Source organism: Paraburkholderia sp. RL17-347-BIC-D, assembly GCF_046027915.1.
Lineage (GTDB): Bacteria > Pseudomonadota > Gammaproteobacteria > Burkholderiales > Burkholderiaceae > Paraburkholderia.
On record NZ_JARESS010000002.1, the window covers coordinates 433,864 to 449,859 of the forward strand.

At 62.3% G+C, this 15,996-nt stretch carries 13 protein-coding genes; 11 read left to right on the forward strand and 2 right to left on the reverse strand.

Going from position 1 to position 15,996, the window contains the following annotated elements; translation table 11 throughout:
* Positions 1-110: 110 nt before the first annotated feature.
* Together P0D96_RS05315 and P0D96_RS05320 are read right to left on the reverse strand one after the other, a co-directional pair.
* Positions 111-419, reverse strand: coding sequence for a DUF4148 domain-containing protein (locus tag P0D96_RS05315; protein ID WP_408312249.1), 309 nt, complete (start codon positions 417-419; stop codon positions 111-113).
* Between the two features lie 234 nt (positions 420-653).
* A complete protein-coding gene (locus P0D96_RS05320; protein ID WP_132377706.1) occupies positions 654-1,658 on the reverse strand; it encodes a LysR family transcriptional regulator in 1,005 nt (334 codons plus the stop codon).
* Between the two features lie 183 nt (positions 1,659-1,841).
* Between P0D96_RS05320 and P0D96_RS05325 the strand changes: the two genes are divergently transcribed.
* The 11 genes from P0D96_RS05325 (at position 1,842) to P0D96_RS05375 (ending at position 15,938) form a co-directional block, all read left to right on the forward strand.
* Positions 1,842-2,696, forward strand: coding sequence for an alpha/beta hydrolase (locus P0D96_RS05325; RefSeq protein ID WP_408281156.1), 855 nt, complete (start codon positions 1,842-1,844; stop codon positions 2,694-2,696).
* Positions 2,697-2,741: 45 nt separating this feature from the next.
* Positions 2,742-3,998 carry an efflux RND transporter periplasmic adaptor subunit gene (locus P0D96_RS05330; protein WP_408312252.1) on the forward strand — a complete coding sequence of 419 codons (1,257 nt, stop codon included), beginning with the start codon at positions 2,742-2,744 and terminating at the stop codon, positions 3,996-3,998.
* A 56-nt stretch (positions 3,999-4,054) separates the two neighbouring features.
* Entirely contained in the window at positions 4,055-7,240 is a 3,186-nt protein-coding gene (locus tag P0D96_RS05335) for an efflux RND transporter permease subunit (RefSeq protein WP_132377703.1), read from the forward strand.
* A 13-nt stretch (positions 7,241-7,253) separates the two neighbouring features.
* Positions 7,254-8,861 carry an efflux transporter outer membrane subunit gene (locus P0D96_RS05340; RefSeq protein WP_408312255.1) on the forward strand — a complete coding sequence of 536 codons (1,608 nt, stop codon included), beginning with the start codon at positions 7,254-7,256 and terminating at the stop codon, positions 8,859-8,861.
* Between the two features lie 190 nt (positions 8,862-9,051).
* Positions 9,052-9,519, forward strand: a complete 468-nt coding sequence (locus P0D96_RS05345; RefSeq protein WP_408174940.1) for a helix-turn-helix domain-containing protein — start codon at positions 9,052-9,054, stop codon at positions 9,517-9,519.
* Positions 9,519-10,121 carry a PIN domain-containing protein gene (locus P0D96_RS05350; protein WP_408174939.1) on the forward strand — a complete coding sequence of 201 codons (603 nt, stop codon included), beginning with the start codon at positions 9,519-9,521 and terminating at the stop codon, positions 10,119-10,121. The genes P0D96_RS05345 and P0D96_RS05350 overlap by 1 nt, the downstream gene beginning before the upstream one ends.
* Before the next feature lie 344 nt (positions 10,122-10,465).
* Positions 10,466-11,305, forward strand: coding sequence for a MetQ/NlpA family ABC transporter substrate-binding protein (locus P0D96_RS05355; protein WP_408312258.1), 840 nt, complete (start codon positions 10,466-10,468; stop codon positions 11,303-11,305).
* Between the two features lie 43 nt (positions 11,306-11,348).
* Positions 11,349-12,755, forward strand: coding sequence for an LLM class flavin-dependent oxidoreductase (locus P0D96_RS05360; protein WP_408281168.1), 1,407 nt, complete (start codon positions 11,349-11,351; stop codon positions 12,753-12,755).
* A gap of 15 nt (positions 12,756-12,770) precedes the next feature.
* Complete coding sequence (locus tag P0D96_RS05365) at positions 12,771-13,931, forward strand: methionine ABC transporter ATP-binding protein (protein ID WP_408312261.1); 1,161 nt, start codon at positions 12,771-12,773, stop codon at positions 13,929-13,931.
* Positions 13,924-14,580 (forward strand): methionine ABC transporter permease, encoded by a 657-nt coding sequence (locus tag P0D96_RS05370; protein WP_408312264.1) that lies wholly within the window; start codon positions 13,924-13,926, stop codon positions 14,578-14,580. Before P0D96_RS05365 ends, P0D96_RS05370 begins: the two co-directional genes overlap by 8 nt.
* A 155-nt stretch (positions 14,581-14,735) precedes the next feature.
* Entirely contained in the window at positions 14,736-15,938 is a 1,203-nt protein-coding gene (locus P0D96_RS05375; protein ID WP_408312267.1) for an acyl-CoA dehydrogenase family protein, read from the forward strand.
* Positions 15,939-15,996 lie beyond the last annotated feature (58 nt).

A 15,996-nucleotide genomic window follows, 5' to 3' on the forward strand; every position in this document is an offset into this window, starting at 1 on the left:
CCAATGGTCGAGTTCCGAGGGTGTCATGATGAGCTCCTTTTTGAAGAGTGCATGAATGGCGCCGCAACGACTATTTCTTTTGGAAACCGAATCATTGCGGCAAGCTGGTTTTACTGTCCGTTGGCCACACGCGTGACGTCGCCGCTCGTATCTTCCTGCAGCGCGATGCGTTCGGCCTGGGTTTGACCGATCAGGCCTTTGTTCGGATACGTCGTGCGATTCAGTGCGGGCAGCGAGCCGTCGCGATAGGCCGCGACGAGTTCGGCCTTCACTTCTTCACGCGTCTTCGCGCTGGCGGTCGGGGTCGGCAGCGTTTCATAAGTGCCGGCGCGGCCAATGCCGCCGCTGCTGCTTTGTGCAAACACCGGTGCGCTCACGAGCAGCGAAAGAGCCAGACCTGCTAAGAGATTGCGTTTCATGATTCACTCCTGTCGATTCGTTTGCAGCACGAGCGGCGCTGCGACAGGGTGAAATGTAGACTTTGAGGCAGTGTGGATAAATCGCGCTTTCGCGAAATGAATTGTCGCGATTTCGGAACAATCGCGCTAACGCCTCGTGAAACGCCTTGCCGGCGTTGTCGCAAATGAAAACCGCGGCATTAGAGCCGCGGTTGGAATTCACTGTTCCAGATTCTGTCCTTCAACTCGCGCGTATCAAGCGACCCATTCCGTTATTACCGGCGTGTCGAGCATCGGAGCAGACTCTCGTTCTTCGAAAGTGCGCTTCGTACACGTTGCGTCGAGACTGCCACGTCCACTCAATAACGGACAACGGTCGAACAGCTCCGCGATCCAGTCTACGAAAACGCGGACTTTAGGCGACAGATGCCGGCTGTGCGGATAGACTGCGGAAATTGGCATCGGCAAAGGTTTCAGCTCCGGCAGTACTTCCACCAGTTGGCCCGAACGCAGATGCGGCAGCACCATGAAGAGCGCAGGCTGAATCAGGCCGAAGCCTTCCAACCCGCAAGTCACGTAGGCGTCCGCGTCGTTCACCGAGACGATGCTCTTCATTTTCACTTCGACTTCTTTGCCATCAACCATGAAGGCCCAATCGATCGTGCGCCCCGTGCGGCTCGAAAAGTAATTGACTGCTTTGTGATTCTCCAGGTCGTCGAGCGAAGTCGGCATGCCCGCGCGCTCGATGTAATCGGGGGCCGCGCAGGTCACGCCCTCGAACAAACCGATCCGACGCGCCACCAGCGAGGAATCCTGTAGCGCGCCTACCCGCACTACGCAATCCACGCCTTCCTGCAGCAGGTCAACCGGCCGGTCCGTCAGGCCGAGTTGCAGGTCGATGTCCGGATAGCGCGTGTGGAATTCACACAGCGAAGGAATCACCAGCAAGCGGCCGATCGACCCCGGCATGTCGATGCGCAGCTTGCCGTGCGGCTTTTTATTGCCGCTCTGAAAACTGGCCTCGGTCTCTTCGACGTCCGCGAGAATGCGCACGCAGCGTTCGTAGTACGCCGCGCCGTCCGGCGTGAGCGACAAACGGCGCGTGGTCCGATGCATCAGACGCGTGCCGAGGAACGCTTCGAGGTTCTGAATAATCGTGGTGACCGATGCGCGCGGCAGGTCGAGCGTTTCCGCTGCGCGGGTAAAGCTGTTGGTGTCGACGACACGCGTGAACACTTGCATGGCCTGAAGCCGGTCCATTGCAGACCTCCAATAGGGGCTGGCGCACTGAGCAGGAATGGACTCCACCGCGAATCCGCAGACAATCGCATTCGATTGTTCAGGGGCGCCGAATTGTGTTGCCGGATTATAGGCATTTATTTACGAGTCTGCCGAACCCACAATTCGCACCATTGAAGTTCTATGCGCATTGCGCGGCTCGACATGCAAGCATTTAAACCGCCGTACTCCTTTGTGCCCGCCGGCAGCAGCCCGGCAGAGGCCGACAGCACGGCACTCGAAGTCACTGACGTGCAGATCGAAGGGCACGCGCAGGACATCACGTTGCGTCTGTACCGGCAGGAAAAGAAAACCGCACTGCCGGTACTGCTTTATTTCCACGGTGGTGGATTTACGAAGGGATCGATCGACCAGGCCGACTTCGCCTCGCGGTATTTCGCAGAACACTTACCGGCCCTGGTCGTATCGGTCGATTACTCGCTGGCGCCGCAGTTTCCGTTTCCCGCCGCGCCTGAAGACGCGCACCGCGCGGCGCTGTGGGTGCAAACGCGGGCGCGTGCGTTCGGCGGCAACAGCAAGAAGGTCGGCGTAGCCGGCCACGATGCGGGCGGGCAATTGGCCAATTGCCTCGCTTTCATCGCGCGGGATCGCGGTGACGTGCGCATTTCCGCGCAGGCGCTGTTCGGGCCGATGCTCGATCCGAGCCTCACGCGTCTGGGCGACGAAAAGCGCCTCGGCTCGGACATCACCGCGAAAGAGTGCGCGGCGTGTTATCGCGCGTATCTGCCGCAAGCGTCGCAGCGCATGCATCCGTATGCCGCGCCGCTCGAATCGTCGCGGCTCGCGGGCCTGCCGGCCACGCTGATCGCGACGGCGCAAAACGACGTGCTGCATGTGGAAGCGGAGAAATACGCCAGCAGTCTGATCGACGCCGGCGTGCTGACCCAGGTGGTCCGCTATCCGAGTGTCTCGCATGCCGCGTTGGCCGATCATCCGCCCGCTTTGCAGGAAGCGGTGCGATTTTTTCAGTGGCGCTTCGATGCGCGCGCCCATCGCTGAAACAGAAATAAGCAGAACTTTAATCAACGATCTCGGGAGCTTCACATGACTATCCTTCCTCTTTCCCGTCGCCGTGTGGCGATTGCCGCACTCGCCGTCATCGTCGTGGCCGGGCTGGGCACGTTCGGCGCGATTCGCGTGGACGCGAGCTCGCCCGCCGCGCCGACCATCGTGCCGGAAGTCGATGTGGCCACAGTGGTGCAAAAAACGATCACCGATTGGCAGAGCTATTCGGGCCGTCTCGAAGCCGTCGAGAAAGTGGACGTGCGTTCGCAGGTGCCGGGCACGATCGTGTCCGTCAACTTCAAGGACGGTGCGCTCGTGAAGAAAGGCGACACGCTGTTCGTAATCGACCCGCGTCCGTACGCCGCCGAAGTGGATCGCGCCGAAGCGCAGCTCGCCGCCGCGCAGGCGCGCACGGGCTACACGCAAAGCGATTGGGAGCGCGCACAGCGTCTTATCACCGATAACGCGATCGCCAAGCGTGACTATGACGAGAAGCAGAACGCCGCGCGTGAAGCGAGTGCCAACCTGAAGGCCGCGCAAGCCGCGCTCGAAACCGCCCGCATCAATCTCGGCTACACGAAGATTGTCGCGCCGGTTTCGGGCCGCGTGTCGCGCGCGGAAATCACGGTGGGCAACGTGATCTCGGCGGGCGCGACCGCGGCGCCGCTGACCACGCTGGTGTCGGTGTCGCCGATCTACGCATCGTTCGACGCGGACGAACAAACCTACCTGCAATACCTGAGCCGCGCGAAAGACGGCAGCAAGGTGCCGGTGGAACTCGGTCTCGCGGACGAAAGCGGCTACTCGCGCAGCGGCGTGATCGAGTCGGTGGACAACCGCCTCGACACGTCGTCGGGCACGATCCGCGTGCGTGCGCGTTTCGATAACCAGGACGGCGCGCTGATTCCTGGCTTGTATGCGCGCGTGAAAGTGGGCGGCAGCGAACCGCATCCGGCGCTGTTGATCGACGACGCAGCGGTGGGCACCGATCAGGACAAGAAGTTCGTGCTGGTGGTCGATCAGGGCAATCACGTCGTGTATCGCTCGATCGACGTGGGCGGCATGCAGGGCAATCTGCGCGTGGTGAAGGGCGGCCTGAAAGCGACTGACCGGATCGTCGTGAACGGCATCCAGCGTGTGCGTCCGGGCGATTCGGTGCGCGCGCACATGGTGCCGATGACGACCGATGACGATCCGAACAGCGCACCGCTCGCACAGAAGCAGACGCAGCCGCAGTCGCAGCCGCAATCGCAGGCCCAATCGCAGACGCGCACCAAAGCGGACAAGAATTCGTGAGCCTCGCGCGCTGCGGCCTGACTGCGCGGCGCATGCTCCAACGTTAAGAGCTTCCCATGAACATATCCAAATTCTTCATCGATCGGCCGATCTTTGCCGGCGTGTTGTCGGTATTGATCCTGCTGGGCGGCATCATTGCGCTCTTCAAGCTGCCGATTTCGGAGTACCCGGAAGTGGTCCCGCCTTCGGTGGTGGTACACGCGCAATATCCGGGCGCCAACCCGAAAGTGATCGCCGAAGCGGTCGCGGCGCCGCTCGAAGAGCAGATCAACGGCGTCGAGAACATGCTGTACATGCAGTCGCAGGCGAATAGCGACGGCAATCTCACGCTCACAGTGACCTTCAAGCTCGGCACCAATCCGGACCTCGCGACGCAGCTCGTGCAGAACCGCGTCAACCAGGCGCTGCCGCGTCTGCCGGAAGACGTGCAGCGCCTCGGCGTCACGACGATCAAGAGCTCGCCCACGCTCACCATGGTGGTCCACCTGATCTCGCCGAACAATCGCTACGACATGACGTATCTGCGCAACTACGCGCTGCTGAACGTCAAGGACCGGCTTGCACGGATTCAGGGCGTCGGCGAAGTGCAGTTGTGGGGTTCGGGCGACTACGCGATGCGCGTCTGGCTCGATCCGCAGAAAGTGGCGCAACGCGGTTTGACGGCGACCGAAGTGGTCAACGCGATCCGTGAGCAGAACATTCAGGTGGCGGCCGGTGTGATCGGCGCATCGCCTTCGGTGCCGGGCACGCAATTGCAGTTGTCGGTGAATGCGCGTGGCCGTCTGAGGACCGAGGGCGAATTCGGCGACATCATCGTCAAGACCACGCCGGACGGCGGCGTGACCTATCTGAAAGATATTGCGCGGATCGAACTCGCGGCGTCGGAATACGGCCTGCGTTCGCTGCTCGATAACAAGCCGGCTGTGGCGCTCGCCATCAACCAGGCGCCGGGCGCGAACTCGCTCGCGATTTCCGATCAGGTACGCTCCGCGATGAAGGAACTCGCGGAAGACATGCCGGCGGGCGTCGAATACAAGATCGTCTACGACCCGACGCAGTTCGTGCGTTCGAGTATCGAGGCGGTCGTGCATACGCTGCTCGAAGCGATTGCGCTGGTGGTGATCGTCGTGATCGTGTTCCTGCAGACGTGGCGTGCTTCGATCATTCCGTTGATCGCGGTGCCGGTGTCGATCGTCGGGACGTTCTCGTTGCTGCTCGCGTTCGGGTTTTCGATCAACGCGTTGTCATTGTTCGGCATGGTGCTCGCCATCGGGATCGTGGTGGACGATGCGATCGTGGTGGTGGAGAACGTCGAGCGGAATATCGAAAACGGGCTGAGTGCGCGCGACGCGACCTATAAGGCGATGCAGGAAGTGAGCGGGCCGATTATCGCCATCGCGCTGACACTCGTCGCCGTGTTCGTGCCGCTCGCGTTCATGACCGGTTTGACGGGCCAGTTCTACAAGCAGTTTGCGATGACCATCGCGATTTCGACGGTGATCTCGGCGTTCAATTCGCTGACCTTGTCGCCGGCGTTGTCCGCGATGCTGTTGCGCAGCCACGGCGCCAAGGAAGACTTCCTGACGCGTGTGATGAATCGCCTGCTGGGCGGTTTCTTCAAGCGTTTCAACAAGGTCTTTCATCGCGGTTCGACGGAGTATGGCCGCGGCGTGACCGGCGTGCTGCGCCGTAAGGGCGCGATGCTCGCGGTGTACGCGATTCTGCTGGGCGCGACCGTGCTGATCTCGCGCGTCGTGCCGGGCGGCTTCGTGCCGGCGCAGGACAAGGAGTACCTGATTGCCTTCGCGCAATTGCCGAACGGTGCGTCGCTGGATCGCACGGAGAAAGTGATTCGCGACATGAGCTCGATTGCGCTGAAGCAGCCCGGCGTGGAGAGCGCGGTGGCGTTCCCGGGTCTGTCGGTGAATGGCTTCACGAATAGCTCGAGCGCGGGCATCGTGTTCGTCACGCTCAAGCCCTTCAAGGATCGTGGCAACAAGAAACTCTCGGCCGGTGCGATTGCCGGTGCGCTGAACCAGCAATACGGCGCGATCAAGGATTCGTTCGTCGCGGTGTTCCCACCGCCACCCGTGCTCGGTCTCGGCACGCTCGGCGGCTTCAAGATGCAGCTGGAGGATCACGGCGCGCTCGGTTACGCGGAGTTGAACAAGGCAGCGGAGGCGTTCGTGAAGAAGGCCGCGCAGACGCCTGAACTCGGCCCGACCTTCTCGAGCTATCAGATCAACGTGCCGCAATTGAACGTCGACCTGGATCGTGTGAAGGCCAAGCAACTCGGCGTGCCGGTCACGGACGTGTTCAACACGATGCAGATTTATCTCGGCTCGCTGTATGTGAACGACTTCAACCGCTTCGGCCGCGTGTATCAGGTGCGGGTGCAGGCGGACGCGCCGTTCCGTCAACGCGCCGACGACATCCTGCAACTGAAGACGCGCAACGCCGCGGGCGATATGGTGCCGCTGTCGTCGCTGGTGACGGTGACGCCGACGTTCGGTCCGGAAATGGTGGTGCGCTACAACGGCTATACGGCTGCCGACATCAACGGTGGACCGGCGCCGGGCTTCTCGTCGGGGCAGGCGCAAGCCGCGGCCGAACGCGTGGCGGCGGAAGTCTTGCCGCGCGGTGTGAAGCTCGAGTGGACCGACCTGACGTATCAGCAGATTCTGGCCGGCAATGCGGGCTTGTGGGTGTTCCCGATCAGCGTGCTGCTCGTGTTCCTCGTGCTCGCCGCACTGTATGAAAGTCTGACGCTGCCGCTCGCGGTGATCCTGATCGTGCCGATGAGCGTGCTGTCCGCGCTGACCGGCGTGTGGCTCACGGGGGGTGATAACAACATCTTCACGCAGATCGGTTTGATGGTGCTGGTGGGCTTGTCGGCGAAGAACGCGATTCTGATCGTCGAGTTCGCTCGCGAACTGGAGCATGACGGGCATACGCCGCTGTCGGCGGCAATCGAGGCGAGCCGCTTGCGTTTGCGGCCGATTCTGATGACGTCGATCGCTTTCATCATGGGCGTGGTGCCGCTGGTGTTGTCGAGCGGAGCTGGCTCGGAGATGCGTCATGCGATGGGGATCGCGGTGTTCTTCGGCATGCTCGGCGTCACGCTGTTCGGCCTGATGCTGACCCCTGTGTTCTATGTGGTGCTGCGTACGCTGGCGGGTGGAACGATTCACGTCGCGCAGAAAGATTCGCCGCACTATGGCTCGCCGGTGACGGACGCCTGAGGAGAAAACAATAATGAAACGCTTTGAATCTTTGAGCGGGTGGGGCCGGGCGGCTGCCAGCGGTTTGCTGGTCGCGTTGCTCGCCGCCTGCTCCCTGGAACCTACGTATAAGCGGCCGGAGGTGGATACGCCGGTTGCGTTCAAGGAAACGCCTGCGGCGTCGGCAACGTCGGCTGCTTCAGCGCCTTCGGCTGCGCCGGGTGCATCGGCGCCGGACAACGGCACGTGGAAGCAGGCCCAGCCCGCCGACGACGCGCATCGCGGCGAGTGGTGGACGATTTTCGGCGACCCGCAACTCAACGCGCTCGAGGAGCAGGCAGCTGCCGCGAATCAGGACCTGAAGGCGGCCGCGGCGCGCGTGCAGCAGGCGCGTGCGGTGACGCAGGCGGCGAAGTCCGACTGGTTCCCAAAGCTCGACGCGGGCTTTGGCCCGACGCGCGAGCGCGCTTCGGCAGCGTCGCAATTCCAGCCGGATAGCGCGGGTGGCACCACCGGCACGATCTGGCGCGCGCAAACCACGGTATCGTACGAAGCGGATCTGTTCGGGCGGGTCGGCTCGAACGTGAACGCGTCGCGGGCGGACGAGCAGCAAAGCGAAGCGCTGTTCCGTTCGGTGCAACTGTCGCTGCAGGCGGACGTCGCGCAGAACTACTTCCAGTTGCGTGAGCTCGATACGGATCAGGACCTGTACCGCCGTACCGTAGCATTGCGCGAGGACACGCTGAAGCTGGTCCAGCGGCGTTTCAAGGAAGGCGATATCGGCGAGCTGGATGTATCGCGGGCCCGTAATGAACTCGCCAGTGCGCGTGCGGACGCCGTGGGTGTGGCGCGTCAGCGGGCGGCGTCGGAACATAGCCTCGCGATTCTGCTCGGCAAGCCGCCGGCGGATTTCTCGTTCGCGGAAGCGCCGCTCGCGCCGGTGACGGTGCGTGTGCCGCCGGGCTTGCCTTCGGCGTTGCTTGAACGCCGGCCGGATATTTCTGCGGCGGAGCGGGCGATGCAGGGGGCGAATGCGCGTGTCGGTCTCGCGAAGTCGGCGTTCTTCCCGAAACTCGATATCACCGGCGCGGCAGGCTTTGAATCGGCGACGCTCGGCGATCTGTTCAAGTGGTCGAGCCGCGCGTTCATTCTCGGGCCGTTTGCCGGCACGGCGTTGACGCTGCCTTTGTTCGACGGCGGCCGCCGCAAGGCGAACCTCGCGCAGGCCCGTTCGAAGTATGACGAGGACGTGGCGCAGTATCGTCAACAGGTGCTCGTGGCGTTCCGTGAGGTGGAGGACAACCTGGCTGATTTGCGTCTGCTCGACGATCAGATGCGCGAGCAGAACGATGCGGTTCAGGCCTCGCAACGGGCGGCGCATTTGTCGCGTACGCAGTACACGGAGGGCGCGGTGAGCTATCTGGATGTGATCGATGGTGAACGGCAGGTGCTGACTTCGCAACTGCAGGCGAGCCATCTGTCTGGTACGCAAGCGGTGGCGACGGTCAATCTGATTCGCGCGCTGGGCGGCGGTTGGGGTGATGTGAAGGCGTCGGATACGGCGGTCGGTGCGGTTGCGCCGGTGGCTGCATCTGGTCCTGTGCTCGCTTCCGCTTCTGCGCAACAGGTGGTGAAGCAGTAAGTTTTCGAGTCAGAGACGAGCGGTAGACGCCGGGTCGCGCGAAAGCGCGGCCCGGCGTTTTTTCGTTAACCGAATCGCTTGAAAAAGCGGGAAGGTGCCGTGCTGAACGCGTTGCGAATATTTCACACGTTGCGTTTATTGCGTTTGTATCGCGAGTTGGCTTATACTCGCAGGTAATCTGGAGTCGAACATGACCACCGCTACACCCGATCGCATCATCTTGTCGGACGACGACGCAACCGTGCTGTCCGCTGCGAGCCGCCTGATGGGCGCTGCGCTCGATCACTCGCGCGCGCATAGCGTCGCGTTGGTCGAGGAGGGCGCAGACGGCGACTTCGCCCGCATTGAGGTTCCACCCGCCACGCTGCGGGTGCTCTCGCGTGTGCTGGCTATGATGGCCAGTGAGCAGGTGTTCGTTCTTTATCCCGCAGACACCGAATTGACCACCAAGCAGGCGGCGGATGTGCTCGGCGTCTCGCGGCCGTTTCTGATTGCTCGCCTTGAAGCCGGCGAACTGCCTTTCCGCAAGGTCGGGCGGCATCGCCGCATGCTGATGGACGACGTGATGCGCTACAAGGAAACCATGCGTGCAACACGCAAGAGCGCATTGGACGAGATCGTGGCCGACAGCGAATCGATAGGCGGGTACGATCTGTAATGCTGTCGGTCGATCGCTTTACCGTCGTGCTGGATGCGTGTTCGCTATTTCCGATGGTGGTGCGCGACGTATTGCTGACTTTCGCCGATCACGAGTTTTATGCACCGAAGTGGTCGGCGCGCATTCACGAAGAATGGACGCGCAATCTCGCTGCCCGTTTCGCGGACAAAAGCGCGGCTAACGACGCCGCGCCGAAGATCGCCGCGATTCGCAATGCAATGGACCGCACGTTTCCCGACGCGCTGGTCACGCAGGTGCTTCCGGAGAGCGGCGAAATTTTCGGCGTCGACAAGAAGGACCGGCATGTTGTCATGACCGCGGTGGCGGCGCGCGCCGATGCGATTGTCACCTTCAACCTGAAGGATTTCGCGGCGGAACAGTTGGAGTCCAGCCTGCGTATCGAAGTGAAGCATCCTGATATCTTCATCCTCGATCTGATCGATTTGAATGAGAAGCGCGCGTTGGCTGCGTTCAGAGACTTGCGAGCGCGTAAGCGCCGACCACCGTGGTCGGTCAACGAATTGCTGGATCGGCTCATACGCGCCGGTCTGGTTCAAACCAGCGCATGGTTGTCCAGCGCAGACGTGCTGCCGTTGTTATAACTTAGGCATCTGGCCACGACGCACGGTCACGCCCAAATCATTTTTCCCGCTTTCCTTCCGAAAATCCCTTCGTAGACCGCCGCTTTGCCGCCCACTATGATGAGTCGCACCTCATCTGGAGAGAGGCGATGACTTGTCCGACCTTCCGCTGTCCGCGCTGACCCGATTGCGCGTCCTGTCGCTGCCACGCGCGGTTTAAGCCGCACGTAGTGGATTTTCCGTTGCCCGACCTATCCGGCAAGCCTGATTGCGCCTCGAAGGAACTCCCTTTGTAGACGCTTCGGCGCATGCCGCTGGATCGGCTCGCCTCGAATCGAACCACGCCCGAAACTCACGAGTTCACCATGCGCATTTTTCTATCCACCGTGCAGCGCTTTTTCCACACACCGGCTGTCTCGCTCATCAGTGCGTTCGGTCTCGCACTCGCGTTGCAGGCCGTGCCCGCTTCAGCGGCCGACTCGCCCACGCTGAAAATCGGCACCGCGACCAGTCCGCAAATCGAAGCGCTCAAAATCGCCGCGCGCGAAGCGAAAGAACAGGGCCTCGACGTGAAGATCATCGAATTCACCGACTGGAACACGCCGAACGCGGCGCTCGCGAACAAGGACATCGACGTCAACTACTTCCAGCACATTCCGTTTCTCGAGAATGCAAAGAAGCAAGGCGGTTATAACTTCGTCGCGATCGCACCGGGCACGATCATGAAGATCGGCCTGTATTCGAAGAAGATCAAACGCTTCGACGAATTGAAAGACGGCGCCACCGTCGCGATCGCCAACGATCCGGTCAACGGCGGACGTGGCCTGCTATTGCTGCAGCGCGCCGGTCTCATCAAGCTGAAGGCGGGCATGGACTATCGCGCGACCACGCTCGACATCATCGACAACCCGAAGCACCTGAAGATCGTGCAGCTCGAAGCATCGCAACTGGCGCGTTCGCTCGACGACGTCGATCTCGCACAGGGTTACCCGAGTTTCATCAAGCTCGCCGGCACCACCGATCCGAATAGCGCGCTGCTGTTCGACGGCCTGGAAAACAAGAACTACGCGATCCAGTGGGTCGTGCGTCCGGAAAGCGCGAACGATCCGCGTATCCGCAAGTTCATCTCGATCTATCAGCATTCACCGGCAGTGCGCGCCGCACTCGACAAGGCGTTCGGCAATCTCTACGCCGTCGCCTGGTAACCCGCGCGGTTAGCCGAAACCGGAAAGCCAAAGGAGCCGCACGATGGCCAAGAAAAAGATCCTGCTGAACGCCTTCAACATGAATGCGGTCGGCCACATCAATCACGGGTTGTGGACGCATCCGCGCGACCGTTCGGCGCATTACACCGATCTCGACTATTGGACGAGCCTCGCGCAAACGCTGGAGCGTGGCAAGTTCGACGGCATCTTTCTCGCGGATATCGTTGGCGTGTACGACGTTTATCAGGGCGGCCCGGAAACGCCGCTGCGCGAATCAGTGCAGATTCCGATCAACGATCCGTCGCTGATCGTGCCCGCGATGGCGCACGTGACGAAACACATCGGTTTCGGCGTCACGTCGAATCTGACTTACGAGCCGCCGTATCTGTTCGCGCGTCGCATGTCGACGCTCGACCATCTGACCAAAGGCCGAGTGGGCTGGAACATCGTGACGGGCTATCTGGACAGCGCGGCGCGCGGCATGGGCCTCGCGCAGCAGATCAGCCACGACGACCGCTACGACCGCGCCGACGATTACATGGACGTGGTCTACAAGCTGTGGGAACAGAGCTGGGAAGACGACGCCGTGGTGCGCGACCGCGCGGCGCGCATCTTCTCGCATCCGGACAAGGTGCATCGCGTGAAGCACGACGGTCCGTACTATTCGATCGACGCGATTCATCTCAGCGAGCCGTCGCCACAACGCACGCCCGTGTTGTATCAGGCGGGCTCGTCGAGCCGTGGCGTCGATTTCGCGGCGCGTCACGCGGAATGCGTGTTCGTCGGCGGTCAGAACAAGCAGTTGACGCGCTCGATTGTCGATGACATCCGCGCACGTGCGGTGAGTTTCGGCCGCGCACCGGACGACATCAAGATCTTCGCGGGCATCACCGTTGTAGTCGGTGAAACAGAACGGGCCGCGCAGGAAAAATTCGAGGAATACCGCCGGTATGCGAGCGCCGAAGGCGGCATCGCGCATTTCTCCAGTTCGACCGGCATTGACTTCTCGCAATACGAGTTGGACGAACCGATCTCCTACGTGAAGACCGAGTCGATGCAATCGGCCGTCGAGGCGATTTCGAAGAGGAGCGTGAGCGGCGTGTGGACCAAACGCAAAGTGCTCGAACAGATGACGCTCGGCGGCCGCGCGAAGCCGGTGGTCGGCTCGCCGCAGCAGATCGCGGATGAACTGGTGTCGTGGATCGAGGAAACGGGCGTCGACGGCTTCAATCTGACGCGCACCGTGATGCCTGAATCGTTCGAAGACTTTGTCGATCTGGTGGTGCCGGAATTGCAGAATCGCGGCGTGTACAAGGAGGATTACGATCCTGCGCCGACCCTGCGCGAGAAACTGTTCGGCAGCGGGCGTGCCCGGCTGCCCGGCGTACATACGGGTGCGCAGCATCGTCGCCGGGTGCAAGCCGCCGCGCCGGCCACCGCGGAAGCGTAAGAGGGGAGCGAAACCATGGCCAATCTTTTCGACGTGCCGCAATTCATCGAAGACGCGCCGTCTCTCGCTGTGCATTCCGGTTCGGATCAAACAGCGACGCAAGCCGCCGTGATATTCGACGATGTCGGCAAAGTGTTCGCCAACTCGCGCGGCGCGTCGACTGCGGCGCTCGCCAACGTCACGTTGAATGTGGCGCAAGGCGAAGTGTTCGGCATCATCGGCCGCAGCGGTGCGGGCAAGTCGACATTGTTGCGGCTCGTCAACGGCCTGGAGAAACCGAGTTCAGGCGCGGTGCGCGTCAAGGGCGTGAGCGTCGGCGAACTCGACGAGCGCGGCCTCGTGGCGTTGCGCCGGCGCATCGGCATGGTGTTTCAGCACTTCAATCTGCTTTCGGCGAAGACGGTGCGCGAGAACATCGCGTTGCCACTGAAAATCGCCGGTGTGCCGAAAGCGGCGATCGATAAAAAGGTGGATGCGCTGCTGGAACTGGTGGGATTGTCCGCCAAACGCGACGCGTATCCGGCGAGTTTGTCCGGCGGCCAGAAGCAGCGCGTCGGCATTGCGCGCGCGTTGGTCACCGACCCGGACATTTTGCTTTGCGACGAGGCCACCTCCGCACTGGATCCGGAAACGACGCAAGCCATTCTCGCGCTGCTGCGCGGTATCAATCAACGCCTGAACCTGACTATCGTATTGATCACGCACGAGATGCAGGTGATTCGCGAGGTCTGCGATACGGTTGCGGTGATCGAGCGCGGCGAGGTGGTGGAGACCGGCCCCGTGTGGCGCGTGTTCGGCGATCCGCAACATGATGCGACGCGCGCGTTGTTGCGGACCTTGGTGCATGACTTGCCGCCGGACCTTGCGGAGCGGGTCAAGCCGCTGCACGACATCGCGCAAGTGGATGCGCAGATTCTGCTGGACGTGCGTTTCACCGGTGTGGATGCGCGTGAGCCCGATCTCGGTGGCCTTGCCGCGGCGTTGAGTGTCGAAGGCGGAAACGTGAGTTTCGTGCATGGCGGCATCGACCGGATTCAGGGGCATGCGCAAGGGCGCCTTGTCGTGTCGGCGCAAGTTCGTGCGAACGCGGGCAGCACCGTGCAGAAACAGATCGCGACGCTGCTCGAAGGCGCGCGCCGGTACGCCAACCATGTCGAGGTATTGGGCTATGTCTGAGTTGTGGCTTTCCGAACTAGCCGACGCGATTCGCGACACCATCGTCATGGTTGGCGTGTCCGCATTCGTCGCGGCGCTGGTCGGCATTCCTCTGGCGCTGGTGCTGGTCACGACGACGCGCGGCGGCATCTTCGAGACGCGGGCGGTGAATAGCACGCTCGGTGCGCTCGTCAACGCGTTCCGCTCGACGCCCTTCATCATTCTGCTGGTTGCGTTGCTGCCGCTCACGCGTTTGCTGATCGGCACGACGATCGGCGTATGGGCCGCGATCGTGCCGCTCAGTATCGCGGCGATTCCGTTTTTCGCGCGTGTGGCTGAAGTGAGCCTGCGCGAAGTGGACCGCGGTTTGATCGAAGCCGCGCAGGCCATGGGCGCGCAACGCCGGCATATCATCTGGCATGTGCTCTTGCCCGAGGCGCTGCCGGGCATTCTCGGCGGCTTCACGATTACCGTGGTGGCGATGATCGGTTCGTCGGCGATGGCGGGCGCGGTCGGCGCCGGCGGCCTTGGAGATCTGGCAATCCGCTACGGCTATCAGCGTTTCGATACGACTGTGATGGTGACGGTGATCGTGCTGCTGATCGCGATCGTCACGGCCGTGCAGTTCGTCGGCGACCGGTTCGCGCGGCGGCTTGCGCAGCGGACGTGATGGCATTTACTGCGCGGCCGCTATTTGCATGAAGAATAGCCGTGCACGTTTGCGGCGCTCGCATCACGGCCTATCATGCTAGCTACGGCATTGAGCGCCGCCGTAGGCGCGCCGCCTGCCGCCGCTCGCCAAAAAACCTTTCACGTGGAAATTGCATGAACGATCCTCGTCATGCCGATGCGTTGCAAACGCCTCAGGCATTCGCTGCGCCGGAGGTGGGCAATCTCACGGGTTTGCTCGACGCGTTGCACGCCAGTGCCGCGCAGCGCGATATCGATGGCGGCCACGCCGCGCAGGAGAAACAATGGATCGCCGACGCGGGGCTGCTCACGCTCGCGGTGCCGCGCGAATTTGGCGGCCTCGGCGCGCGTTGGCCTGACATCTACGAGACGATCCGCAAGATTGCGCAAGTGGACAGCGCGCTCGCGCATCTGTTGGGCTTCACCTGCTTGCAGGTGGTCAGCGTCAATGTATGGGGCAATCCAGAACAACGTGCTCGCTATCTAAGCGGCACCGTGAAAGAACGATGGTGGTGGGGCAACGCCGTCAATCCGCTCGACACGCGACTCGTTGCAAGCGCAACCGATGACGGCGGCTACCTGCTCGACGGCCAGAAAGGCTTTTGCTCCGGCACACGTGGCTCGCACATGATGACGGTTTCCGCACACGATCCGCTCACCGGCAAACCGGTCTTCGGCGTGGTGCCGACCACGCGCGAAGGTATCACCGTTCACGAGGACTGGAATCCGATCGGCCAGCGGCAAACCGACAGCGGCAGCGTGTCCTTCGTGCGGGTCAAGCTCGAACCCGATGAAGTGATGGTGCGGCCCGACACACCGCACGCGAGTTTGCGCACGCTGATCTCGCAGCAGGTGCTGACGAATCTGTTCGTGGGCATCGCGCAAGGCGCGCTCGACGAAGCGCGTGCTTACGTCACGCAACACGGCAAGGCGTGGATCTATTCCGGCGTCGACAAGGCCACCGACGATCCCTACCTGATCCAGCGTTTCGGCGAGATGCGCCTGCAGGCAGTGAGCGCCGAAGCGTTGGCCACGCGTGCGGCCTGGTTGCTCGAGGACGCCTGGCAACAAGGCCCATCGCTTAGCGCTGAAACACGCGCGCAGGTTGCGCTCGCCACGTCGGAGGCGAAGATCGTCGCGCATCGCGCCGCGCTCGACGTCAGCGAAAAACTGTTCGATGCCTGTGGCGCCCGCGCCACGCACGCGCCGCTCGCGCTCGACCGTTTCTGGCGCAACGCCCGTGTGCATACGCTGCATGATCCGCTCGACTATCGGGTGCGCGACGTCGGCCGGTACGCGCTCACCGGCGCGTTGCCGGAAGTTTCTTTGTACACTTGAGGCGGTTCGCGGCGGCCTGTACGAGGCGCCGTGTTTGATCCCCTTCAAGAGATTCCCG

What these genes read in the sequence shown, in the direction of transcription:
- P0D96_RS05375 (WP_408312267.1), top strand. Translation starts at nt 14,736, where the DNA reads ATGAACGATCCTCGTCATGCCGATGCGTTGCAAACGCCTCAGGCATTC.
- P0D96_RS05350 (WP_408174939.1), top strand. Translation starts at nt 9,519, where the DNA reads ATGCTGTCGGTCGATCGCTTTACCGTCGTGCTGGATGCGTGTTCGCTA.
- P0D96_RS05335 (WP_132377703.1), top strand. Translation starts at nt 4,055, where the DNA reads ATGAACATATCCAAATTCTTCATCGATCGGCCGATCTTTGCCGGCGTG.
- P0D96_RS05340 (WP_408312255.1), top strand. Translation starts at nt 7,254, where the DNA reads ATGAAACGCTTTGAATCTTTGAGCGGGTGGGGCCGGGCGGCTGCCAGC.
- P0D96_RS05360 (WP_408281168.1), top strand. Translation starts at nt 11,349, where the DNA reads ATGGCCAAGAAAAAGATCCTGCTGAACGCCTTCAACATGAATGCGGTC.
- P0D96_RS05345 (WP_408174940.1), top strand. Translation starts at nt 9,052, where the DNA reads ATGACCACCGCTACACCCGATCGCATCATCTTGTCGGACGACGACGCA.
- P0D96_RS05330 (WP_408312252.1), top strand. Translation starts at nt 2,742, where the DNA reads ATGACTATCCTTCCTCTTTCCCGTCGCCGTGTGGCGATTGCCGCACTC.
- P0D96_RS05355 (WP_408312258.1), top strand. Translation starts at nt 10,466, where the DNA reads ATGCGCATTTTTCTATCCACCGTGCAGCGCTTTTTCCACACACCGGCT.
- P0D96_RS05370 (WP_408312264.1), top strand. Translation starts at nt 13,924, where the DNA reads ATGTCTGAGTTGTGGCTTTCCGAACTAGCCGACGCGATTCGCGACACC.
- P0D96_RS05320 (WP_132377706.1), bottom strand. Translation starts at nt 1,658, where the DNA reads ATGGACCGGCTTCAGGCCATGCAAGTGTTCACGCGTGTCGTCGACACC.
- P0D96_RS05325 (WP_408281156.1), top strand. Translation starts at nt 1,842, where the DNA reads ATGCAAGCATTTAAACCGCCGTACTCCTTTGTGCCCGCCGGCAGCAGC.
- P0D96_RS05315 (WP_408312249.1), bottom strand. Translation starts at nt 419, where the DNA reads ATGAAACGCAATCTCTTAGCAGGTCTGGCTCTTTCGCTGCTCGTGAGC.
- P0D96_RS05365 (WP_408312261.1), top strand. Translation starts at nt 12,771, where the DNA reads ATGGCCAATCTTTTCGACGTGCCGCAATTCATCGAAGACGCGCCGTCT.